At 59.1% G+C, this 22,138-nt stretch carries 17 protein-coding genes; 5 read left to right on the plus strand and 12 right to left on the minus strand.

What is annotated here, in order from left to right; all coding sequences use genetic code 11:
- Positions 1-52: 52 nt before the first annotated feature.
- Both OYT1_RS10415 and OYT1_RS10420 read right to left on the minus strand, forming a co-directional pair.
- On the minus strand, positions 53-952 hold the full coding sequence (locus OYT1_RS10415; RefSeq protein ID WP_062626297.1) for an EAL domain-containing protein: 900 nt from the start codon (positions 950-952) through the stop codon (positions 53-55).
- A gap of 12 nt (positions 953-964) precedes the next feature.
- Complete coding sequence (locus OYT1_RS10420) at positions 965-1,966, minus strand: sulfate ABC transporter substrate-binding protein (RefSeq protein WP_062626298.1); 1,002 nt, start codon at positions 1,964-1,966, stop codon at positions 965-967.
- A gap of 300 nt (positions 1,967-2,266) precedes the next feature.
- Between OYT1_RS10420 and OYT1_RS10425 the strand changes: the two genes are divergently transcribed.
- Entirely contained in the window at positions 2,267-2,449 is a 183-nt protein-coding gene (locus tag OYT1_RS10425; protein WP_062626299.1) for a hypothetical protein, read from the plus strand.
- Positions 2,450-2,495: 46 nt separating this feature from the next.
- On the opposite strand, the gene ald is transcribed toward OYT1_RS10425, so the two are convergent.
- A complete protein-coding gene (ald, locus tag OYT1_RS10430; protein WP_062626409.1) occupies positions 2,496-3,608 on the minus strand; it encodes an alanine dehydrogenase in 1,113 nt (370 codons plus the stop codon).
- Between the two features lie 353 nt (positions 3,609-3,961).
- On the opposite strand from ald, the gene cysK reads away from it, so the two are divergent.
- Positions 3,962-4,894, plus strand: coding sequence for a cysteine synthase A (gene cysK / locus OYT1_RS10435; protein ID WP_062626410.1), 933 nt, complete (start codon positions 3,962-3,964; stop codon positions 4,892-4,894).
- A gap of 48 nt (positions 4,895-4,942) precedes the next feature.
- Positions 4,943-5,263: a hypothetical protein gene (locus OYT1_RS10440; RefSeq protein ID WP_062626300.1), complete on the plus strand. Its 321-nt coding sequence runs from the start codon at positions 4,943-4,945 to the stop codon at positions 5,261-5,263.
- 122 nt (positions 5,264-5,385) lie between these two features.
- Here the strand turns inward: OYT1_RS10440 and OYT1_RS10445 are convergent, their stop codons facing one another.
- The 5 genes from OYT1_RS10445 to OYT1_RS10465 form a co-directional block, all read right to left on the minus strand.
- Positions 5,386-7,251, minus strand: coding sequence for a potassium transporter Kup (locus OYT1_RS10445; protein WP_062626301.1), 1,866 nt, complete (start codon positions 7,249-7,251; stop codon positions 5,386-5,388).
- A gap of 14 nt (positions 7,252-7,265) precedes the next feature.
- Positions 7,266-7,946, minus strand: a complete 681-nt coding sequence (locus OYT1_RS10450) for a response regulator (protein ID WP_062626302.1) — start codon at positions 7,944-7,946, stop codon at positions 7,266-7,268.
- Positions 7,943-9,463: a DUF4118 domain-containing protein gene (locus OYT1_RS10455; RefSeq protein WP_062626303.1), complete on the minus strand. Its 1,521-nt coding sequence runs from the start codon at positions 9,461-9,463 to the stop codon at positions 7,943-7,945. Before OYT1_RS10455 ends, OYT1_RS10450 begins: the two co-directional genes overlap by 4 nt.
- Before the next feature lie 112 nt (positions 9,464-9,575).
- A complete protein-coding gene (gene cphA / locus OYT1_RS10460; protein WP_062626304.1) occupies positions 9,576-12,146 on the minus strand; it encodes a cyanophycin synthetase in 2,571 nt (856 codons plus the stop codon).
- Between the two features lie 32 nt (positions 12,147-12,178).
- A complete protein-coding gene (locus tag OYT1_RS10465; RefSeq protein ID WP_062626305.1) occupies positions 12,179-14,320 on the minus strand; it encodes a cyanophycin synthetase in 2,142 nt (713 codons plus the stop codon).
- A 70-nt stretch (positions 14,321-14,390) separates the two neighbouring features.
- On the opposite strand from OYT1_RS10465, the gene OYT1_RS10470 reads away from it, so the two are divergent.
- The gene (locus OYT1_RS10470) at positions 14,391-16,634 is read left to right on the plus strand and encodes a cyanophycin metabolism-associated ABC transporter (protein WP_062626306.1); all 2,244 of its coding nucleotides are present in this window, start codon (positions 14,391-14,393) and stop codon (positions 16,632-16,634) included.
- Positions 16,627-17,091 (plus strand): cyanophycin metabolism-associated DUF1854 family protein, encoded by a 465-nt coding sequence (locus OYT1_RS10475; RefSeq protein ID WP_062626307.1) that lies wholly within the window; start codon positions 16,627-16,629, stop codon positions 17,089-17,091. The genes OYT1_RS10470 and OYT1_RS10475 overlap by 8 nt, the downstream gene beginning before the upstream one ends.
- A 28-nt stretch (positions 17,092-17,119) precedes the next feature.
- Here OYT1_RS10475 and mqo read toward each other — a convergent pair whose 3' ends face one another.
- From mqo to OYT1_RS10495, 4 genes are read right to left on the minus strand one after another with little or no spacing between them, the layout of a single operon-like run.
- Positions 17,120-18,601 (minus strand): malate dehydrogenase (quinone), encoded by a 1,482-nt coding sequence (gene mqo / locus OYT1_RS10480; protein WP_062626308.1) that lies wholly within the window; start codon positions 18,599-18,601, stop codon positions 17,120-17,122.
- A gap of 2 nt (positions 18,602-18,603) precedes the next feature.
- Positions 18,604-20,580 (minus strand): peptidase U32 family protein, encoded by a 1,977-nt coding sequence (locus tag OYT1_RS10485; RefSeq protein WP_062626309.1) that lies wholly within the window; start codon positions 20,578-20,580, stop codon positions 18,604-18,606.
- Between the two features lie 42 nt (positions 20,581-20,622).
- Positions 20,623-20,877 (minus strand): hypothetical protein, encoded by a 255-nt coding sequence (locus OYT1_RS10490; protein WP_062626310.1) that lies wholly within the window; start codon positions 20,875-20,877, stop codon positions 20,623-20,625.
- The gene (locus tag OYT1_RS10495) at positions 20,874-22,112 is read right to left on the minus strand and encodes a YihY family inner membrane protein (protein ID WP_062626411.1); all 1,239 of its coding nucleotides are present in this window, start codon (positions 22,110-22,112) and stop codon (positions 20,874-20,876) included. The genes OYT1_RS10490 and OYT1_RS10495 overlap by 4 nt, the downstream gene beginning before the upstream one ends.
- Positions 22,113-22,138: the final 26 nt, after the last annotated feature.

Here is a 22,138-nt window from a genome sequence, read left to right on the forward strand (position 1 = left end):
GGGCAGTTGCCTGCCCCTGAAACCTGGATTTGCGCCTAGGAGGAGAGTTGCGTTACGCCGCCAGATGTTCAGCTACGGATGGGCGAATTTTTGAGTATGGGGCGCTCTCAGCCTTAGCCAGATAATTTCCCTGTAAGAAGTCAGCCCCGGCCTTACGCGCGATGGCTAACTGTGATGCCGTCTCAATACATTCGATACCGACCTGAATGCCCGCAGCCCTTAGGCTGGTAACCAGTGAATAGATGACACCTGTCGCTTGCGGATCTGCCAACACCGCGCCATCCAGTTTGACGAAGTCTGGATGGAGAGCAATCACCCGACTCAATTCATCATGGTGAATGTTGGAAACCAGCCGCTCGTAAGTGCCCGGCAAACCGGATAGCTTTTTCAGCCCACGCTGAGCTAAGCCGAAGTCATCAACCGCGATCTTGTAGCCAAGATTGCGATAGTTACGAATTGCTTCTGCAAGCACCACAGAATCCGCAACGGCAGACTCCTTGATCTCGATGACCACCTGCGAGGTCGGCACCGAGTAGTAGTGGAGGATCTGCTCGAACGTACGTCCATGATCACTCACTGCGCTCAGCAGTCGTGGGTGCACATTCAGGAATAGCAACTCATGCTCCGGGAAACGACGGTCGTGATTCAATAAATGGATCGTGCGAACCAAGCGATCGAATTGAACCAGCCTGCCTGTCTGATAAGCCTCCTCGAAAGCAGCCTCGGGCAACAACTCGAACTGCTCATGTACCGATGCCCTCAGCAATGCCTCTCGGCCAATGATCTTGCCATCCGACCTGAAGATCGGCTGGAAAGCACTCGACAAGTGCATCCCCAGAAATTGGCACACCAAGCCCAGTGAGTTCACATCACTCAATTCATACTCATCCAAGTCCAGCAACAAATTGTTCTTGAATAACAGCTTTAGATACGCGTAGTTTGCTTGTGCCATGATTCACCTCACTTACTTCCTGGTGTAGATGCGGTCAAACACACCGCCATCGGCGAAGTGTTCCTTCTGCGCTTTGGTCCAGCCGCCGAACGCGCCGTCGATGGTGATCAGGTTCAGCTTGGGAAAGTTCTTGGCATACTTGGCCGCGACCTTCTGGTCGGTCGGGCGGTAGTAGTTCTGCGCCGCGATCTCTTGACCTTCGGTCGAATAGAGGTAGTCCAGATACGCCTCGGCAACCTTGCGGGTGCCATGTTTGTCGGCGTATTTGTCCACCACGGCGACCGGAGGTTCAGCCAAAATGCTCAAGCTGGGTACGACGATCTCGAACTTGTCCGGCCCCAGTTCCTTGATCGCTAGGAAGGCTTCGTTCTCCCACGCCAGCAATACGTCGCCGATGCCGCGTTCAACGAAGGTGGTGGTCGAACCGCGCGCGCCGGAATCCAGCACGGGCACGTTGCCGTAGAGCTTGGTGACGAACTCCTGCGCCTTGGCTGGATTATTGCCGTTGTTCTTCAGCGCGTAAACCCACGCCGCCAGATAGTTCCAGCGCGCACCGCCGGAAGTCTTGGGGTTAGGTGTGATGACCTGAATGCCGGGCTTGACCAGATCGTTCCAATCTTTGACCGCCTTGGGATTGCCCTTGCGCACTAGGAAAACGATGGTCGAGGTATAAGGCGAGCTGTTGTGCTTCAAGCGTGTCTGCCAGTTGGCGGGGATCAGGTTCGCTTTTTCTTGCAGCGCGTCGATGTCTGCCGCCAGCGCCAAGGTCGCCACATCAGCTTCCAGACCGTCGATGATGGCGCGTGCCTGCTTGCCGGAACCACCGTGCGATGCTTTCACGGTAACGGTGTCGCCGGTCTTGGCTTTCCAGTATTTTGCGAATGCAGCGCTGTAGTCTTGATACAACTCGCGGGTCGGATCGTAGGAAACGTTCAGCAATGAAACTTCGGCGGCTTGCGCCGAAACGACAAACAGGCTGGACAACAGGGCAATGCTCAACAAACTTCTTTTCATGGTGTGCTCCTTGGGTTGACTGAATTGCGATGGAGCGCACTATAGAAAAGCTGCTTAATTCTGTGAAATTATATTTTCTGATTTCCTTATTCCATTTTCACCAAAATACCATATTCCAATTCAAGCTATCAATAGAACGAATCATTCCATTACAGCACAACAAAACTCATTAAGATGCGACTCATCCGCCGGATTTAACCGACAACTTTCCAGGGCGGAATACAAATTCTGGCTAAAGCGTGCTCGCTCCGACCCCTCCGGTGCTGGCTACGCCAGACACTTAGAGGGCAAGGAGCAATCATGTTGGACACCATCGAGATTCACCGTTTTTCCCTGCTGGACGAAGCCCTGCAAACGTATGAACGCCGCTTCGGCGCGTTGCCGGAATGGCTGGACGAGCTTTCCAGTGGCCGGGCGCTGGCGCTCTTGCGTCAGGCGCTGGGACGCGGTGCCCCGCTGAATGCGGCAGATGTGCTGATTTAGCTGACTCTGTCATTCCGGCGCAGGCCGGAATGACAGTTCACCAGTGCTACAGAAACCCGTCCGCCGCCGCGTATGGCAGATCAAAGGCCTTGGCGACTGCACGGTAGCTGACCTGCCCGGCCACCACGTTCAGCCCTTGCCGCAGAGCGGGATTGTCGCGCAGTGCCTGTTGCCAGCCTTTGTCCGCCAGTTGCAGCAGATACGGGAAGGTGGCGTTGGTCAGCGCCAGCGTGGAGGTGCGCGGTACGCCGCCGGGCATGTTGGCGACGGCGTAGTGAACGATGCCGTCCACTAGATAGGTCGGCTCTTGGTGGGTAGTTGGGTGGGTGGTCTCAAAGCAGCCGCCTTGATCGACAGCGACATCGACGATGACCGAGCCGGGGCGTAGCAATTTCAAGTCTTCGCGGCGGATGAGTTTGGGCGCAGCGGCACCGGGGATGAGTACGCCGCCGATGACCAGATCGGCGCTGGCGAGTTGTTCCAACAGGTTGTGGCGATTGGAATACAGCGTCTGCACGTTGGCGGGCAAGGTGTCGGCGAGGTGGCGCAGGCGTTCCAGCGAGAGGTCGAGCAGGGTGACGCGTGCGCCCAGTCCGGCGGCCATGCGCGCGGCGTTGCTGCCGACCACGCCGCCGCCGATCACCAGCACATGTGCAGCGGCGACACCGGGTACGCCGCCCAGCAACACACCGCTGCCGCCGTGGTGTTTCTCCAGATATTTCGCGCCTTCGTGCACCGCCATGCGGCCCGCCACCTCGGACATCGGCGTGAGCAGCGGCAATTCGCCAGAAGGCAAGGCCACGGTCTCGTAGGCAATGCAGGTCGCGCCGGAGGCCAAGTGCGCTTCGGTCAATTCGCGGTCGGCGGCGAAGTGGAAGTAGGTGAAGATGACCTGCCCGGCGCGGATGCGTGGCCATTCGGCGCGTATCGGCTCTTTGACTTTAACGATCAGTTGCGCCGCCGCCCACGTGGCATCGGCATCCGGCGCGATCTGCGCACCAGTCGCCCGATAGTGATCGTCGCTGAAACCGCTACCCAGCCCCGCGCCCTGCTCCACCCACACAGAATGCCCAGCCGCCACCAGCGCAGCCACACCCGCAGGCACCAAGGCCACGCGATGTTCATTCGCTTTGATCTCTTTGGGAACGCCAATATGCACTTGAATCACCTTTCCGTAACTGCCATCAATAAGCGTCATCGTACCCCAAGGATGCACGCTGCTGGGCACACTTGTGGGCACCTCGAAAAACCGTAGCGAGCGGCTTGAGTGCAAAGCGCACGGAGCGGAGCGATTGAGTGAGCACCGCGCAACGCCGCGAGCGAAAGGGTGGCGGCAACGCCGCCGGGCACCCGCCGACCTGCCCCTAGCGGGTAAATCAAGTCGCGCAGTAGGTTTTCCGAGGTGACCTTGCTTCATAACCGGCAGCGATATGATCAGCATCATAAGTTCGCCACAGCACACACGCGCTGCGCTATAGTTTTGCCCACTTTGAATCGCTAAGGATGGACACCATGAAGATCGCCAAGAATGTCGCCGAACTGGTTGGCAACACGCCGCTGGTTCAACTCAACCGTATCGGTCAGGACGCTCACGCCCGCATCCTGCTCAAGCTCGAATTCTTCAATCCGGCGCACAGCGTGAAGGATCGCATCGCGGTCGCCATGCTGGACGCAGCGGAGCAGGCGGGCAAGATCGGGCCGGACACAGTGATCCTAGAACCGACCTCCGGCAACACCGGCATCGGTTTGGCGATGGTGTGCGCCGCGCGCGGTTACAAATGCGCTTTCGTGATGCCCGAGACCATGAGCCGCGAGCGCCGTTTGCTGCTCAAAGCCTATGGCGCGGAACTGATCCTGACGCCGGGGCCGGAAGGCATGCCGGGCGCAGTGAAGCGCGCTGAAGACATGGCCGCCGCCGATCCCAAATACTTCATCCCGCAGCAATTCGCCAACCCAGCCAATCCCGCCATCCACCGCGTCACCACGGCGGAGGAGATTTGGAACGACACCGACGGTGCAGTGGACATCTTCGTCTCCGGCGTGGGCACCGGCGGCACCATCACCGGCGTGGGCGAAGTGCTGAAAGCTAGGAAGCCCGGCGTGCAGATCATCGCCGTCGAGCCAGATGCCTCGCCCGTCCTCTCCGGCGGCCAACGCGGCCCGCACCCGATCCAAGGTATCGGTGCTGGATTCGTACCGGACATTTTGAACACGCAAATCTATGACGAAGTCGTGCGCGTCAAGAACGAAGACGCCTTCACCACCGCCCGCAAACTGGCACGCGAAGAGGGCCTACTGGTCGGCATCTCCTCCGGCGCAGCCGTCTGGGCGGCGCTGAAGGTCGCCTACCGGTCAGAGAACGCAGGCAAAACCATCGTGGTCATCATCCCATCGTTCGGGGAAAGGTATCTTTCCACACCGCTGTTTGCGGATTTGTTGGATTAATGGACTCCGAGTTTGGAGTCCAATTCTAGTTAGACGATACAACAAACGATGCGCTACGCCACCTTCAGCGCTGGCCCATGGCTCAAGCCAAGCTTCATCGCCACTTGCCTGTCGCACATTTTGCCACGAGCCAATCCCGACTTTCAGTCGGCATACGAAAATGTGCAGCGTGAGCTTGCTTTCAATGCCTCGGGCAAGACGGTTGCAGCCGCACCTCTTGGTAAAAACTGCGGCATATTCACCGATCTCGGCTCTGCTCCAAAGGAGTTGGGCGCTGAGATAGCTTCCTCAAGCTTTGAACAGAGGTGGCAAGAATTCGAGTGCAATTGGCTGGCAGCCCAAGGACAGCAAGCAAGTAGGGCGCAATAACCAACGGGCATTGCGCCGCATGGTTAAAACCGCCGGTGATTACCCGGCGGTTTTCGTTGAATCTAGCCACGCCTAAACTGAACACCGCAACCCCCAACTCAAGACAACAAGTCGCCCCTTGCTTACAACATCACCTGCGTCCCCAGTTCAACCACTTGGTTTGCGGGCAGACGGTAATACGCAGCGGCACCTTCGGACTGGCGGGTCAGCCAGGAGAATAGGTTGCAGCGCCAGCGCGGCAGTGCGCCGGGGCCATCCACGATCACGGAGCGTGCGACAAAATAGGAGGTGCTCATCGCTTCGATCTCAAGACCGAATTTTGGCGCAAGCCGCAACGCCTCGGGAATGTCCGGCTCTTCGCGGAAGCCGAAACGCACATCCACACGATAGACCCCCGGGGTCAGTTCCTTGATGTCCAACCGTTGATCGGCGGCGATGTATGGAACCTCTTCGTTCAACACGTGCAAGAAGACCACGCGCTCATGCAGCACCTTGTAGTGCTTGAGGGTGTGGAATAAAGCGCTGGGCACGAGCGAGGTATCCGAGGTGAGATAGACCGCCGTGCCCGCCACGCGCGGCACATCCGGCAGCGCACTGGAGACGAAACTTCCTACCGGAATATCCAGTTTGCGGCGCTGGTCGGACACCAGCAAGCTTCCTCGTTTCCACGTTGTCAGTAGTAGGAAGATGATCGCCCCCAGCACCAGCGGGAACCAGCCGCCGCTGGCGATCTTGGTCAGGTTCGAGCCGAAGAATCCCAGTTCCAGCGAGCCGAACAGGGCAAAGCTCAACAACAGCAAAGTGCGATGGCGCCCAGTGCCTGCCAGCACTACGAATCCTGCGAGAACGGTGGTGATGATCATCGTTCCCGACACAGCGATGCCATAAGCCGCTGCCAAGGCACCCGATGAGCGGAACTGCAACACCAGCACGATGACGGCGACCAGCATCAGCCAGTTCACCGTGGGAATATATATCTGGCCGCGCTCCTTGTCGGACGTATGCAGCACGCGCACGCGCGGCAGATAGCCCAAGCGCGAGGCTTGCAGCGTCATCGAATACGCGCCGGAGATGGTGGCTTGTGAGGCGATCACGGTCGCCGCCGTCGCCAAGGCCACCAAGGGCAGCATGAACCAGTCCGGCGACAGCAGGTAGAAGGGATTTTGCACCGCACTGGCATCGCGCAACACCAGTGCGCCTTGGCCGAAATAGTTGATGATGAGGCACGGAAACACCAGCGTGTACCAAGCTACCCGCACGGCCTTGGCGCCAAAGTGCCCCATGTCGGCATACAGCGCTTCACCGCCGGTCAGCGCAAGGAACACGGCGGACAACAACAGGAAAGTCACGCCGGTGTGATGAACCGCAAAATCGATGGCATACAGTGGGCTGAGCGCTTTTAGCACGACAGGATTCTGCGCGATGCTCATCACACCCAATACGCCAAGCGTGATGAACCAGGCCAGCGTCACCAGTCCGAACAGTCCGCCGATCTTGCCGGTGCCTTGCTTCTGGATCAGGAACAATCCGATCAGCACGCCGACCGTAATCGGCAATATCCAATGTTCAAACTGGGGCGTAGCGATACTCAGCCCTTCCACCGCTGACAGCACCGAGATGGCGGGGGTGATGATGGCATCGCCATAGAACAGCGCGGCGGCGAAAACGCCCCAGCCGACGATCTGCTGGGCGATGCGCGGTGTTTTGACACTCAAGCGATGCGCCAAGGCGGTCAGTGCAAGTACGCCACCTTCGCCCTGATTGTCGAAGCGCAGTACCAACCAGACATATTTGACCGAGATGATGAGCATCATGCACCAGAACAACACCGACAGACTGGCGAGGACATTGGCCTCATCCAGTGGCAGCGGGTTCGCTCCGGCGAAGGCCTCTTTGAAAGCGTACAAGGGACTGGTGCCGATGTCGCCATAGACCACCCCGAGCGCGGCAATGGTCAATGTGGTTAGACTGGATTTAGCTGCTTGCATGTGAACTCCTGCGATTAGAACTGAAAGCGATAACCGATGCCGATCTCGGTCTGGAAGTGGGCGGGCTGGGTCGGGTCATCTTCGAGTTTCTGCCGCAGATGTGCGACGTAGATACGCAAGTAATGCGTACTCTCGATGTGCGTCGCTCCCCATACCTCGCGCAGCAATTGGCGATGCGTCAACACCCGGCCGGAATTGGCCAGCAGCACCGAGAGCAATTTGAATTCAATCGCCGTCAAGCGGACTGGCTGCCCATGTTTGGTAACACTGTGCCGCGCTAGATCGACCTCAACACTACCGAAGCGAGCCAGCGGCGATTCGAACACTTCACCCGAGCGACCTCGCCGTAACAAGGCGCGCACCCTAGCCAGCAACTCGCCGACGGAGAACGGCTTGGTCAGGTAGTCGTCAGCCCCCGCATCCAGTACGGCGATCTTGTCGCGCTCAGTCGAACGGGCGGACAGCACCAGCACCGGTATCTGCGACCAACTGCGCAGACGCTGCACAAAGTCCACGCCATCGCCGTCTGGCAACCCGAGGTCGAGGATGACCAGTTGAGGTTTAAGCGTGACCACCTCCTCCAGTCCTAGTGCCATCGTTCCCGCTTCACGCACCTCGCAGCCCTCGCCTTCGAGCGCTTGGCGGACGAAGCGGCGAATCTCGCGCTCGTCCTCAACCAGCAAGACCAGACTCATGGCAACTCTCCAGCTTCCTGTTCGATCACGGGCGGCTCACCCAAGGGCAGAGTGAAGCGCACGCAGGCGCCGCCACTCTCGGGGTTGCTGGCAGAGATTTCCCCGCCATGCGCCTCGATCACGGCACGGCAAATGGCCAGTCCCATCCCCACGCCAGCCACCGGACTTTCAGCGATGCCACGTTCGAATGGCTCGAACACCTTAAGCAATTTATCGGGAGGGAATCCGGTTCCAGCATTAGCGACCGTCACTTCAAGCTCGACGCCAACGACTCGCGCGCTCATCACGATGTCGGTATCCAGCGGTGCATACTTGGCGGCATTCTCTAGCAGATTGCAGAACACGCGTTCCAGTAACACCGCATCGAATTCGATCAAGGGCAGATCGGCAGCCAGATGAACCTTAACGGGGTGGCGCTGAAGTGCGACCCCCAGCAGTTTGATGCTGGCACCGATCACCTCTTCGATGGGCTGCCACTCCTTGCGCAACTGAACTTGCCCTGCATGCAGCCGCGCCATGTCGAGCAAGTTGTTGACGAGGTTGTTCAGCCGCAAAGATTGATCGCGGATGGCACACGCAGTTTCTTTGGCTGATTCGGGCAGTGCGTATTGAGGCAAAGTCAGTGTGTCAGCCAAACCGTAAAGCACCGTAAGCGGCGTGCGCACATCATGCGACAAGGCCGCCAGAATCGAGCTTCGCAGACGTTCAGTCAGCATCTGCATCCGATGCTGTTGGGCGACCTCGACAAAATGTAAGCGATCAAGCGCGGTCGCCATCAGGGAAGCAACTGCCTCCAGCAAGGGGCGCTGAAGTGCCAGCACCTCGCGCTCGGCGCTCACCAAGATCACGCCGCGCGGACGCGTGACACCCGACAAGGGCAACACCAACTTGGTCGGCGACTCACTCCTCAGCTCCATCGCCTCATTGTTGGAAAATACCGACTTGGCCACCATCATTTCGGCCACATCCAAGGCGACAGGCTCGCCGCCGACAGTCAGTAGAACCTCATTGAGCGTAGGAACCAACACATGCAGCTCCATGCCGAGATGGCGGATGAAACGCTGAGCATCAAGCGAAGCTTGCTCGACGGTCAACGCGCCTGCCAACTGCTGCGCCAATGCGTAGAGCGCACGTATCTGCTGTTCGCGTCGCTGAGCTTCGATGGCATTCTGCCGCAGACCCGCAGTCAGATGACTGATGATCAGGGCGACCATCAGCATCACCGTGAAGGTGATCAGATACTGCGCGTCATTGACCGAGAAGGAGAACCGAGGGGGAACATAAAAGAAATCGAACAGCCCGATACTGACCAGCGAAGCGGTGATGGCGGGTTTGCGTCCTAGCCAGACCGCGATGATCGCCACAGTGAGCAAAAACAACATGACGATGTTGGCTAGATCGACCAGATCACGCAAGGGCTGAGTCACCAGCGTCATCAGCACACAGGCCACGATTGCCCATAGCTGATGCACCAGCCCAGATTCCTTGCTTACCGATGATGAGTGAAACGTATCCATTTTCCCGCCTGTCTCTAGGTGGCCGTCTCAGCACAGCCTGAGCAATCGGGAAAATTATTGCATCATGGATATAAAAATGGCGTAAATCTTGGGAGCCCCCTGATACAGAGACTCAACCTTCGGCGACGCGTTTGGCGATGTACTCCAGCGCTTCGTCCACTTGATCGATCAAGACTAGGCACAACTCACCGGCCTTGAGGTTCGCCAGTGCGGCATCGATGGCCTTGAATTCACCGCGTATCTCTTGGGTCTGCTTGGCGCGCTTAGCATTTGCCAAGCCATCCCTCAGCAACTTGAGCACCTCGCCGTCGGCGCGTCCGCGCTGGCATTGGTCTTCGTACAGCACCACTTCGTCGAACACGTCACCGAGAATCTCGGTCTGCTGGCGAATGTCCTCATCGCGGCGATCACCGGCACCACTGATGACGACGCAGCGGCGGGTGGCGGGCAGCTGCTCGATCGCACTGACCAGCGCGATGATCGCATCGGGATTGTGACCGTAATCAGCGATCAGGGTGGCACCGCGATAATCGAACATATTGAAACGTCCGGGCGCAGTCGCGGCATCGTTGATGAACGTCGCGAGTCCGGCACGGACGACATCGATATCCAGCCCCAGCCCCCAGGCCGCTGCAATCGCGCCCATCGCATTCTCGACTTGGAAGCCAAGGATGCCATTACGTGTCAGCGGGATGTTTACCAGTGGGTAACGCTGTTTGCGCCGCCCCTCCACCGCGACGATCTCACCCGCCTCGACATAGACCACACGCTGGCCGCGTGCGCGATGCGCTGTCAGTACCGGATGATGCTTGTCATGAGCGAAGAAGATCACCTTGCCGGGGCAGGCCTCGGCCATCGTCACCACGTTAGGGTCGGCGGCATTAAGCACGGCGTAGCCATCCGTCGCGACATTCTCGACGATCACGCGTTTGACCACGGACAGCTCCTCCACGGTGCGGATGTAATTCAAACCCAAGTGATCGCCCAGACCGATGTTAGTCACCACCGCCACGTTACAGCGATCGAACGCCAGGCCTTCGCGAAGGATGCCGCCACGCGCCGTTTCCAGCACAGCGGCATCCACATCGGGATGCGCCAGCACATTGCGGGCGCTCTTCGGGCCACTGCAATCGCCGGTGTCGATGCGCTTGCCTTCGATGTACACGCCATCAGAGTTAGTCATGCCGACGCGTTTGCCACTTTGTGTGAACAGGTGCGAGATCAGACGCACGGTCGTGGTTTTGCCATTGGTACCCGCCACCGCCACCACGGGGATGCGGCCATTCTCGCCTTCGGCGAACATACCTCCGACAATGGCTTCGCCCACCGGACGTGCCTTGCCGAAGGAAGGCGCCAAGTGCATGCGCAGACCGGGGGCGGCGTTCACTTCGACCACGCCGCCATTCTGATCTTCCAGCGGTTCGTGCAGACTTTCGCACACCACATCCACGCCGCAGATGTCCAGCCCGATCATCTTGGCTGCGGCCACGGCACGCGCCGCCACTTCGGGATGCACGTCCTCGGTCACATCGGTGGCAGTGCCGCCGGTGGACAGGTTGGCGTTGTTGCGCAGCACCACGCGCGCGCCGCGCGGCGGCACGGATTCGGCGTTGTAATTCTGCAAGGCCAGACGCGCCAGCGCGATGTCGTCGAAACGGATCTTGGTCAGCGTGGTGGCGTGACCGGTGCCGCGACGCGGGTCGCTGTTCACTTGATCCACCAGTTCGCGGATGGTGTGCTTGCCATCACCGATGACGTGCGGTGGGTCGCGGCGGGCGGCGGCGACCACGTAATCGTTCACCACCAGCAGACGGAAATCGTGGCCGGGCATGAAGCGCTCGACCATCACTTCGTCGCTGATCTCCTCGGCGGCGGCATAGGCGATCTTGAGATGATCGTAGCTCTTCACGTTGACCGTCACGCCCTTGCCCTGATTGCCGTCCTGTGGCTTGACCACGACCGGCAACCCCAACTCCTGCGCTGTCGCCCAGGCATCTTCCAGATCAGCCACTGGGCGGCCTTTCGGCACGGGAACGCCAGCGGCATCCAGCAGATCCTTGGTCAGCATCTTGTCCTGCGCGATGGCTTCGGCCACGGCGTTGGAGCGATCGGTCTCCGCCGCCAGAATGCGGCGTTGTTTGCTGCCCCAACCGAACTGCACCATGCTGCCCGTAGTCAAGCGGCGATAAGGTACTCCGCGTGCCACGGCGGCATATACGATGGCACCCGTGGAAGGGCCGAGGCGCAAGTCCTCGTCCAGATCGCGCAGCTTGAACAGCGCGTCGTCCAGATCGAACGTTGTATCGTCCAGCGCTGCTTGGCAAAGTTGGCTAGCCAATTTGAACGCCAGCCGCCCCACCTCTTCCTCGGAATATTCGACCACCACCTGATAGACACCCGCTTCCGTGGTTTCCACCGTGCGACCGAATGTGACCGGACAACCGGCCTGCGCTTGCAGGTCGATGGCACACTGTTCCAACACGTGCGCCAGCGGGATAGGCAACTTGCTGCCTCGACTCTTCAAGGCACTCAAACCTGGGAATCGCTCGCGCAGACGCGCCTCGAAGCCAGATATATCGGCGATCGAACGTTCAGATTCGGCGCAATTGATGATCGCCTCGATGGCCGTATGACGACCCCACAGATTGGGACCGCGCAGCGCGCGGATGCGTGAGACTTCCATAGATTTTCCTATTTTCTCTGTGATTGGGTGGCTCAGTCCAACCCGAATGATTCGATACCGGCAGCGATCAGCTTCGCCGTCATACCCAGCGCCCAAGCAGCAGCGGTGGCGGCCAGCATGGCTTCCGGCTGCTCCAGCAAGGCGGGAGGAACGACCAAGCCCTTGATATCCTCTTCCGCTGCGCCTGTCGCCAAAATGATCTTGCCGTCGCGCATGAACACGGCTCGTTTACCCTGTTCACGCTGGGCGGCCAGCACTGCCGACGCACTATCCAGACCGAACAAGATCACCTCGCCGTCACACAGCTCGGCCATGTCAGCGACTCGCGCATCAGCGGCATTCAGCACGGCGACACCGTCCTCCAGCACCACATCGACTTGCGTACGCAGCACGTTGAAAACCTGTTCTGGTGTCTCGATCCAAGCCTCCGGCAGCGCGGCATCCGGCGCAATACCTGTGACCACGGCCACTTGACAGCGGTCGTAGGCCAGACCTTCGGTCGCCATCACACGTAAGTCGTTCTCGAACACGGCGGCATCGATGGATGCGCTCATCAGTAATTTGCGCGCGGATGTCCAGCCGGTACGGTCGCCCGCTTCGACTCGCCGACGATCATGGTACAGACCGTCACGGCAAGCCAGACCGACGCGCTGACCCGCCAAGTGCATCAAGCGCGCCAGCAATCGAGCAACCAGCGTATTAGCTCCGCTACCCGTCACGCCGACAATCGGGATGCGACCATTCTCGCCCGTTGCGAACAAGCTATCCACGATGGCCTGACCGACCGGACGCGGCGAGCCAGTCGCTGGTTTCAAATGCATCAATAGCCCAGGGCCGGCGTTGACTTCAACGATGGCCCCATTCTGCTCAGACAATGGGCGGGAAATATCCTCAGCCACCAAGTCGATACCGGCGATGTCCAGTCCGACCACGCGGGCAGCCAACTCGGCCACCTTGGCATTTTCGGGATGCACGCGATCAGTGATGTCGAAGGCGACGTTGCCGTTACGCTGGATCAGCACCTTCACGCCTTCGGCAGGGATGCTGTCGTCAGCGTAACCCTGACGCTCCAGCTCCAAGCGAGCAGCGGAGTCGATACGCACCGGATTGAGCGGCTGCTCCTCATCGTAGCCACGGCGCGGGTCGCTGTTGAGTTGGCTATCGATCAAGCCTTGTATACTCGATTTGCCATCGCCAGTCACCCAAGCGGCTTCGCCCTTGGCTGCTGCCACCAGTTTTCCGCCCACCACCAGCAGACGATGCTCATCACCGGGAATGAAACTCTCGACCAACACCTCACTACCTTCTTCCTGCGCCACGGCGAACGCCGTCTCGACTTCGCTCTGCGTGGTCAGATTGGTAAAGACTGCGCGACCGTGATTGCCATCGGAAGGCTTCACCACCACGGGCAGACCGATGTCCTGTGCGGCTTCCCACGCTTCAGCGGCAGATTCAACGATCTGGCCTTCGGGCACAGGAACGCCGCAGGCTTGCAGCAGGGATTTGGTCAGTGGCTTGTCACACGAGATCGTTTCGGCGATAGCGCTGGTACGGTCGGTCTCGGCTGTCCAGATGCGGCGCTGCTTCGCGCCATAGCCAAGTTGCACCAAATTGCCGTCATTGAGGCGGATGGCGGGAATATCGCGATCATCGGCGGCATCCACGATGCTGTTCGTGCTCGGCCCCAGCAATTTGCGCTCGGCCAGATCACGCAATTCAGCCACTGTGGCAGCCACATCGAACGGGCGATCCTCGATGGCGGCCATCACCAGATCGCGGGCGGCATACAGGCTGGCCCGAGTCACGTCTTCTTGCCAAGCGCGCACCACCACTTTATAGACACCGCGCTTGGATACTTCGCGCGCCTTGCCGAATCCACCGGGCATCCCAGCCAGATTCTGCAATTCGAGAGTGACATGCTCCAGAATGTGACCGGGCCAAGTGCCTTCCTCCACCCGACGCAGGAAGCCGCCGCGCTCACCGTAGCTGCAACGATGCTCGATCAGAGAGGGAAGCCAAGCGGACAGCCGTTCGTAAAATCCGGGAATAGTATTGGAGGGTGAGTCTTCGAGGGCCCCGATATCGACCAGTGCTTCGAGCACCGGACGGTAAGTCCACATGTTCGGACCGCGCAGCGGGGTAATCTTGAGAATTTCGATTTGTCTTTGTTCCATACTGACTGTAGGCTTGCATCCTCGGATATGATACGCCCTGAACGCACCGCAACAAGAATGGTTGACCTGAATGGATAAAAATCCGTCCACCCTCCCGCTACCGGAACACTGGCGCACCGCCGTTCAGTCCCAACTGGCGACTGGCGAATCAGTGCGCGGCTGGCTGGAGCTCGATCTGGACAGCCGCTTGCACTTCGCTCGCACCCTGCTGGTATTGACTGGACAGCGTCTGCTCAGCAAAGAAGCCGATGGAGACTGGCAAAGCTGGAAACTTGCTAACGAACTGTCGCTACAAAATTTCGACTACGCCGGCGTTGGTACGCTGGAACTGCTGGATCGCCACGCACGTCTGGTCTATTGGCGTTACACACTGGAACACGACCCAGCGGTACGCGATTTCATCACTAGCTTCGGGCACCAGCAAGCGGGCACCCAAGCCGTGGAAGAATCCACCGTCTGTCCGAACTGCGGCGAAACCATCCCCGCCGGAATCAATGCCTGCCCCGACTGCACCCCCGAGGAAGACAGCGGACGCAACGGCTGGGCGCTGTTACGGCTGGCGCGGTTCGCCCGCCCCTATCGCGGAAGACTGATACTCGGCTTCTTGCTCACACTGACCGCCACCGCTGCCACGCTGGTGCCGCCCTACCTGACCATGCCGCTGATGGATGAAGTGCTGATCCCCTATCAGAACGGTCATCCCATCGACTTCCAGAAGGCATGGTTCTATCTGGGCGGCCTGCTCGCTGCTGGACTAGTGGCTTGGAGTCTAGGCTGGGCGCGCACCTATCTGCTGGCGCTGGTGTCGGAAAGTATCGGTGCCGACTTGCGCACCACCACCTACAACCATCTGTTGCGCCTGTCGCTGGAATATTTCGGCGGAAAACGCACCGGCGATCTGGTCGCACGCATCGGTTCGGAGACCGACCGCATCAACGTATTCCTGTCGCTGCACCTGCTCGATTTCGCCACCGATGTGCTGATGATCGTGATGACGGCGGCCATCCTGTTCTCAATCAATCCTTGGTTGGCGCTTGTCACGCTGCTGCCCCTGCCCTTCATCGCTTGGCTGATCCATAAAGTGCGCGACAAATTACGCCATGGCTTCGAGAAGACCGACCGCATCTGGGCCGAGATCACCAACGTGCTGACCGACACCATCCCCGGCGTGCGCGTGGTCAAGGCTTTCGCGCAGGAAGACCGCGAGGTCGCCCGTTTCAGCGATGCCAACCAGCGCAATCTAGCAGTGAACAATCGAGTGAACCGCGTCTGGTCGCTGTTCTCTCCCAGCGTCACCCTGCTCACCGAGATCGGCCTACTCATCGTATGGGCGTTCGGCATCTGGCAGGTCTCGCACAACGAGATCACCGTCGGCGTACTGGCCGCCTTCCTCGCCTACATCAGCCGTTTCTACACCCGCTTGGATTCGATGAGCCGCATCGTTTCGGTGACGCAAAAAGCCGCTGCTGGCGCTAAACGCATCTTCGACATCCTCGACCACGTTTCCAGCGTGCCTGATGCCGCCCACCCCGTGCATCTTGAACAAGTTCGCGGTCAGATCGAACTGCGCCGCGTCGGTTTCCGCTACGGCAACCGCGCCGTCACCAAGGATGTGAGCCTAGTGATCCAGCCCGGCGAAATGATCGGCTTGGTCGGCCACAGCGGCTCGGGGAAAAGCACGCTGGTCAACCTGATGTGCCGCTTCTATGACGTTTCCGCAGGTGCCATCCTGCTTGACGGCGTGGACATCCGCTCGCTCTCAGTAGATGAATACCGCAGCAACATCGGCCTAGTGTTGCAGGAACCATTCCTGTTCTTCGGCACCATCGCCGACAACATCGCCTACGGCAAGCCGAACGCCTCCCGCGCAGAGATCATCGCCGCCGCCCGCGCCGCCCATGCCCACGAATTCATCTTGCGCCTGCCACACGGTTATGATTCTCTGGTCGGCGAACGCGGCCAGAGCTTGTCCGGTGGTGAGCGCCAACGCATCTCCATCGCCCGAGCCCTGCTCATCAACCCGCGCATCCTGATCCTAGACGAGGCTACGTCGTCGGTGGACACCACCACAGAACGCGAGATCCAGGGCGCACTCGATAATCTGATTCAGGGGCGCACCACGATCGCCATCGCCCACCGCCTGTCCACCTTGCGAAAAGCCAACCGGCTGGTAGTAATGGATCGAGGCGTGATCGTCGAAGTCGGCGACCACGACGAGTTGATGGCACGCGAAGGCCATTACTACCGCCTGTACCAAGCGCAGATGCGCAACGTGGACACCGAAGACATGCTTGAGAGGAAGCCCGATGCCTGATTTCAGCCTGACCCGCGATGCCTACGGCAAGCTGGAATTGACCGATGCCGAGGGCGTGAAACACGCTGGCATCATGCCAGTACGCGCCTTCCCCATCGCCGACCCCGAGCACGGCATCGCGCTGATGAGCGTAGATGGTCACGAGCTGGCATGGATAGAGCATCTCAGCGACCAGCCCGCCGACACGCGCGCCTTACTGGAAGAGGAGCTTGCTGGCCGTGAATTCATGCCGACCATCACCGCCCTGCGAGATGTCTCCAGCTTCTCCACGCCCACCATCTGGAAGGTGGACACGGATCGCGGATCGGCCAGTTTCACGCTGAAGAGCGAAGACAGCATCCGCCGCCTGAACCACAACACCTTGCTGATCGCCGACAGTCACAGCATTCACTACCTCATCCGCGACACGCAATCGTTGGACAAGCACAGCCGCAAGCTACTGGATAGATTCCTCTGATTGATATTCCCGCTGCGGGCGCAATGGTTTAACCCAAGCCGAGCACCCGCAGATTTCGACCTCGTACCTTAGCTAGCAACTCCGGCTCCTCCGTCAAAGAGACGCCGTAACTTGGCATCATCTCCCGCAGCCGCTGTTGCCACTCATCCGCCTTCAGCTTATCCGCGAAACAACGTTCGATGATCTGGATCATCGCTGGCGGTGCGATAGATGCACCCGGAGATGCTCCCAGCAAAGTCGCTAGTGTGCCATCTTGCGCGACAACGACTTCCGTACCGAATTCCAACTTGCCCACACCCTTGTCATAGCCCTTGATAACTTGCACCCGCTTACCTGCGTTGGCCAGCGACCAATCGCGCACATGCGCTTGCGGATAGATGTTGCGCAAGGCCTTGTTGCGTTGCTTAGGCGACTGAAGCGCCTCTCCGATGAGATAGCGAGTGAGATCGACGTTACTCCAGCCCGCCGACATCATCGGCTTAAGATTGAACGGACTGACTGATTTCAGCAGATCCAGGTACGAGCCCTGCTTCAGGAATTTGGTGGTAAACCCCGCGTAGGGGCCGAACAGTAGTGCCCGCTGGCCGTTGATGATGCGCGTATCCAGATGCGGCACCGACATCGGCGGCGCTCCGAGTGGAGCCTTGCCATATACCTTGGCGTGATGCTGCTGAACGATCTCGGGGTCGTTACAAATCAGCCATTGCCCACTGACAGGAAAGCCACCATAGCCCTTGCTCTCAGGGATGCCCGATTTTTGCAACAGCGGCAACGCACCACCGCCCGCGCCGAGAAAGACGAAACGGCTGACGAAGGTCTTGCTCTTATTACTCGCGCGATCATGCACATGGACGTGCCAGTGGCCATGCTTATCCTGTTCGAGCGAGCGCACCGAATGTTCGAGCAGAAGATTGAAGTTCGGTTGCCGCTTCAGCGTCTCCACCATGCCGCGTGTCAACGCACCAAAGTCGATGTCCGAACCATATTCGACCCGAGTAGCAGCGACAGGCTGGGAGACATCACGCTGCGCCATCACCAAAGGCATCCACTGACGCAACACGTCGGGATCATCGCTGAACTGCATGTCGGAAAACTGTGCGTGTCTGCGCATCGCCTCGTAGCGTTTACGCAAGAAAGTCACATCCTCCTCACCCCAGACAAAACTCAGATGCGGCACTCGGTTGATGAACGTAGCGGGTGGCGGCAACAGACCGCGCTCTACTAGGTAACTCAGGAATTGCAGCGTCACCTCAAAATCAGCGTTGATCGCCAATGCCCGCTTGACCTCGACCGAGCCATCCGCTGCCTGCGGTGTGTAGTTCAGCTCGCAATAACCCGCATGGCCGGTTCCTGCATTACTCCAGCCATCGGTACTTTCATGGGCGACCTGATCGAGACGCTCGACCATCACCATCTTCAACTCAGGTGCGAGTTGCGCCAACAACGTACCCAGCGTCGCGCTCATCACACCGCCACCTACCAGCAGTACATCAACATGAGTGACTGACATGACTATTTACCCAATTTCTCAGAGTGATGGGCACGATCACGGCGCGGATACAACGTGATCGGCACCACCGAAGCGGTGATAGATTTCAACACCTGTTTCTTCATCTTGCCCATCACGTGCATCTCGCAGGCGCGGCAATCGAATTTGAGCGTCAGCTTCTCGCTGCCGTTGAGCAACACCATAGGCTCGGCGCGCACGTGCCCCTGCACGCCGACCACGCCCTTGGCCTGTTTCGGACACAGACTCAACGAGTAGCGTATGCAGTGGCGGGTGATCATCAGCGAGACTTCGCCCGCCTCCTCGTGTTGCTCATAAGCGGCGGCAATCAGCTTGACACCGTGCTTGGTGTAAAAGGCTTGCGCGGCGGAGTTGTTAACGTTGGCGAGGTAAGACAGCGACTCCTCCGGATACCGCGCCGGAGGCTCGACTGCGGCTTTGCGGATCACACGGACATGAGCTGCGAGGCGCTCAGCGTCCAACTTCTCGACGGCCTCACGGCGCAATTGATTGAGCAGTGAGCTAGGCACGAACCACGGCTGCGCCCAAATGACGGAGGCTGCCATCAGTTCAAAGTCGGTGCTACCGAAGCGAGCCAACTGCTCACGCAACCTATCCTCGGCTTCGTCAGCGTGCTTGGCCGGCTGCTTGTCAAACTCTGCCGCCACAGTCACGCGGATGCCATCCTCATCCTGCAAGGTCAACGCATAACCTTGTGCAGTTTCCTCAAACACCGCACTCACGCCTATCTTGCGTTCAGCGGATTTTTTGATCAGAGCCTGCTCCCAAGCTTGATCGCTGTTGCGATTGATCTCCAAACCGACACGCAAGCCTTCCAGCTCGAACATCTTCTCGTTCGGCCATACACGCCAGAAACGCCCCAAATGCTTCACGCTGTTGGCGCGGATACCGTGGGTTTCGCGCTTAACAAGATAATTGAGGCCGTCGCCGTTGGCCATCACCTCGTCAGTTTCAATCTCGAACCAGTCTGGGCCGAGCTTGCTCACCGTGCCCAAGGGCAGACCGACGAAGCTGGGCGCGTCAAACGCGCCGATGTCAGCTTTGCGACCATTGGAAAAATATTCGGTCGCGCCACGATGGAAGGTCTTGTCGGGATCGGGAGTAAAGAACAAGCGAGTCTTGCCGCTGGAGGCTGCGTGCAGCTCTGGACGGTCTTCGAGGATCTCGTCCAGCAGACGACGGTAATGGCCGGTGATGTTCTTGACGTAGGACGCGTCCTTGTAGCGGCCTTCGATCTTGAAACTGCGCACGCCCGCGTCTATCAACGCACGCAGATTGTCGCTCTGGTTGTTGTCCTTGACCGACAACAGATGCTTCTCGTAAGCGACCACACGCCCTTGCGCGTCTTGCAAGGTGTAGGGCAGACGGCAGGCCTGCGAACAGTCGCCACGATTTGCGCTGCGTCCGGTGTGGGCGTGGCTGATGTAGCACTGGCCGGAGTAGGCCACGCACAGCGCGCCGTGGATGAAGTGTTCGATGATGGTATCGGCAGGCACGGCGGCACGCACCTTGGCGATCTCCTGAAGAGTTAGTTCGCGCGCCAGCACCAGTTGCGAGAAACCGACATCGGCAAGGAACTTCGCCTTCTCCGGCGTGCGGATGTCGCACTGGGTCGAAGCGTGCAAATCGATGGGCGGCAGGTCAAGCTCGAGCAAGCCCATATCCTGCACGATCAGCGCATCCACTCCGGCCTCGTAGCAATCCCACGCCAGCTTGCGCGCCGTCTCCAACTCGTTCTCATGCAGGATGGTGTTGAGCGTGACGAATATCCGCGCATGGAAGCGGTGCGCGTAGGCCACAAGCTCTGCGATGTCCTCCATCGGATTGCCCGCCTTGTCACGCGCACCGAACGACGGCCCGCCGATATACACCGCATCTGCGCCATGCAAGATCGCTTCCCGACCGATGGCAGCGGTCTTAGCGGGGGCGAGCAACTCAAGAAAGGAAGATGACTCTGGCATGATGCCTACTCCAAGGATGCCACCGACGATGGCGTAGCCGTGTTAATTCGCACCTTCTTTTGCCGCCGACGAAGCAACATCGACGGCCGCACCACCTACCGCCGCGCCGGCCTTGACCGTGGTGGTGGCCACCGACACTCCCGCTCCGGCAACATCAGCGGCGACGCCCACGGCAGTCGCTCCCACCGACACAGCCGTTGCAGCAACATGTGCGCCCGCACTAGCCACATCCACGACCACACAGCCACTCAATGAGCTCATGCCCAGCATAGCCAGCATCGCAACTATTGATTTCATTCCTTCTCCTCATCTCTGGGCATTTCGGCAAACAATTCTTTCAAAGTAACATCGGCCTGCGCGGCCGACAACTCCGCCATACGCGCCATCCAGGCCAGAATAGCTGCATCCTCATCGGAGGCATACAGCTTGGGCACGGTGTACACGAACTTGGCATAGAGTTCGCTTGCTCGGATATGTTCCGCATCGCGGATCATTATCCATCCATTGGCGGCGAGTTTACGAACCACACCGATCTTGACCAGCTTATCAAGGATCAGCTCCAGCCTCTCGAAACTGACATGCAAGTGACCGCTCAGACTGGGCATGGACTGCACTGTCCCCGTACGCAGTCCTTCGTCCATGATGCGTAGCACCCGCAAAGCATAGTACAACTCCGTGGCTGGCGTGAGCGGCCCAGCGACCTTGCTGCGCCAGTGCGGTAGCGTAGCTGTAATCAACGCCCCGACCAGCGTGGTCAGCCAAGAAAAATAGACCCACAGCAGAAAGATCGGGATGCTGGCAAACGTACCATAGACCAGTTTGTACGTTGGAAAATGCGAGATGTAGATGGCAAAGATACGGCTCATGGTCTCAAATGCCACCGACGACACGACCCCACCGATAAGCGCGTGTCGTTTGCTCACATGACGGTTAGGCACGACCAAGAACAGCAAGTAGAAAGCCAGCGTGGTCAGCAGTATCGGCACCACTTTGAGCACACCCACACCGAATAGCGGCACTTGCTTGGCATAGCCTGACGACAGGCTGACCAACCAAGATGTCGCTGACAGACTGCCGCCCACGAGCAACGGACCCAGCGTGATCACCGCCCAATAGATCAGCACGCGCTGGGTCAACCCTCGCGGGCGCGACACTCGCCAGATGACGTTGAAGGCATCCTCGATGGTGTGCATCAGTAGCATCGCCGCCGCACCGAGGAACAGCACACCGATGGCAGTCAGCCGTGTCGCGCTCTCGGCGAACTGCTCCATGTAGCGCGTGATCAGCTTGCCACCGGTCTCCGGCATCAGATTGGACAGCACGAACTGTTTGATCGACGACGAGAAATCGGAGAATACGGGAAACGCCGAGAACAGGGTCAGCGCGATGGCAATCAGCGGCACCAGCGACAGCAGCGTGGTGAACGTCAGGCTGGCCGCGATCTGGTTACAACGATCCTGCACAAAGCGCTGGGCAAGCAGTCGCGAGAACTGGCGAAAATCGTGGAAGCGTCTATGGATCAGAGATTGCATAGTGAAATGCACAGTTATAATGGCGC

Source organism: Ferriphaselus amnicola, assembly GCF_000974685.2.
In the GTDB taxonomy this organism is placed as follows: Bacteria; Pseudomonadota; Gammaproteobacteria; order Burkholderiales; family Gallionellaceae; genus Ferriphaselus; species Ferriphaselus amnicola.

What these genes read in the sequence shown, in the direction of transcription:
- OYT1_RS10425 (WP_062626299.1), top strand. Translation starts at nt 2,267, where the DNA reads ATGTTGGACACCATCGAGATTCACCGTTTTTCCCTGCTGGACGAAGCC.
- OYT1_RS10450 (WP_062626302.1), bottom strand. Translation starts at nt 7,946, where the DNA reads ATGAGTCTGGTCTTGCTGGTTGAGGACGAGCGCGAGATTCGCCGCTTC.
- OYT1_RS10495 (WP_062626411.1), bottom strand. Translation starts at nt 22,112, where the DNA reads ATGCAATCTCTGATCCATAGACGCTTCCACGATTTTCGCCAGTTCTCG.
- OYT1_RS10490 (WP_062626310.1), bottom strand. Translation starts at nt 20,877, where the DNA reads ATGAAATCAATAGTTGCGATGCTGGCTATGCTGGGCATGAGCTCATTG.
- OYT1_RS10420 (WP_062626298.1), bottom strand. Translation starts at nt 1,966, where the DNA reads ATGAAAAGAAGTTTGTTGAGCATTGCCCTGTTGTCCAGCCTGTTTGTC.
- cysK (WP_062626410.1), top strand. Translation starts at nt 3,962, where the DNA reads ATGAAGATCGCCAAGAATGTCGCCGAACTGGTTGGCAACACGCCGCTG.
- OYT1_RS10465 (WP_062626305.1), bottom strand. Translation starts at nt 14,320, where the DNA reads ATGGAACAAAGACAAATCGAAATTCTCAAGATTACCCCGCTGCGCGGT.
- OYT1_RS10455 (WP_062626303.1), bottom strand. Translation starts at nt 9,463, where the DNA reads ATGGATACGTTTCACTCATCATCGGTAAGCAAGGAATCTGGGCTGGTG.
- OYT1_RS10440 (WP_062626300.1), top strand. Translation starts at nt 4,943, where the DNA reads ATGCGCTACGCCACCTTCAGCGCTGGCCCATGGCTCAAGCCAAGCTTC.
- OYT1_RS10485 (WP_062626309.1), bottom strand. Translation starts at nt 20,580, where the DNA reads ATGCCAGAGTCATCTTCCTTTCTTGAGTTGCTCGCCCCCGCTAAGACC.
- OYT1_RS10475 (WP_062626307.1), top strand. Translation starts at nt 16,627, where the DNA reads ATGCCTGATTTCAGCCTGACCCGCGATGCCTACGGCAAGCTGGAATTG.
- OYT1_RS10445 (WP_062626301.1), bottom strand. Translation starts at nt 7,251, where the DNA reads ATGCAAGCAGCTAAATCCAGTCTAACCACATTGACCATTGCCGCGCTC.
- mqo (WP_062626308.1), bottom strand. Translation starts at nt 18,601, where the DNA reads ATGTCAGTCACTCATGTTGATGTACTGCTGGTAGGTGGCGGTGTGATG.
- OYT1_RS10415 (WP_062626297.1), bottom strand. Translation starts at nt 952, where the DNA reads ATGGCACAAGCAAACTACGCGTATCTAAAGCTGTTATTCAAGAACAAT.
- cphA (WP_062626304.1), bottom strand. Translation starts at nt 12,146, where the DNA reads ATGGAAGTCTCACGCATCCGCGCGCTGCGCGGTCCCAATCTGTGGGGT.
- OYT1_RS10470 (WP_062626306.1), top strand. Translation starts at nt 14,391, where the DNA reads ATGGATAAAAATCCGTCCACCCTCCCGCTACCGGAACACTGGCGCACC.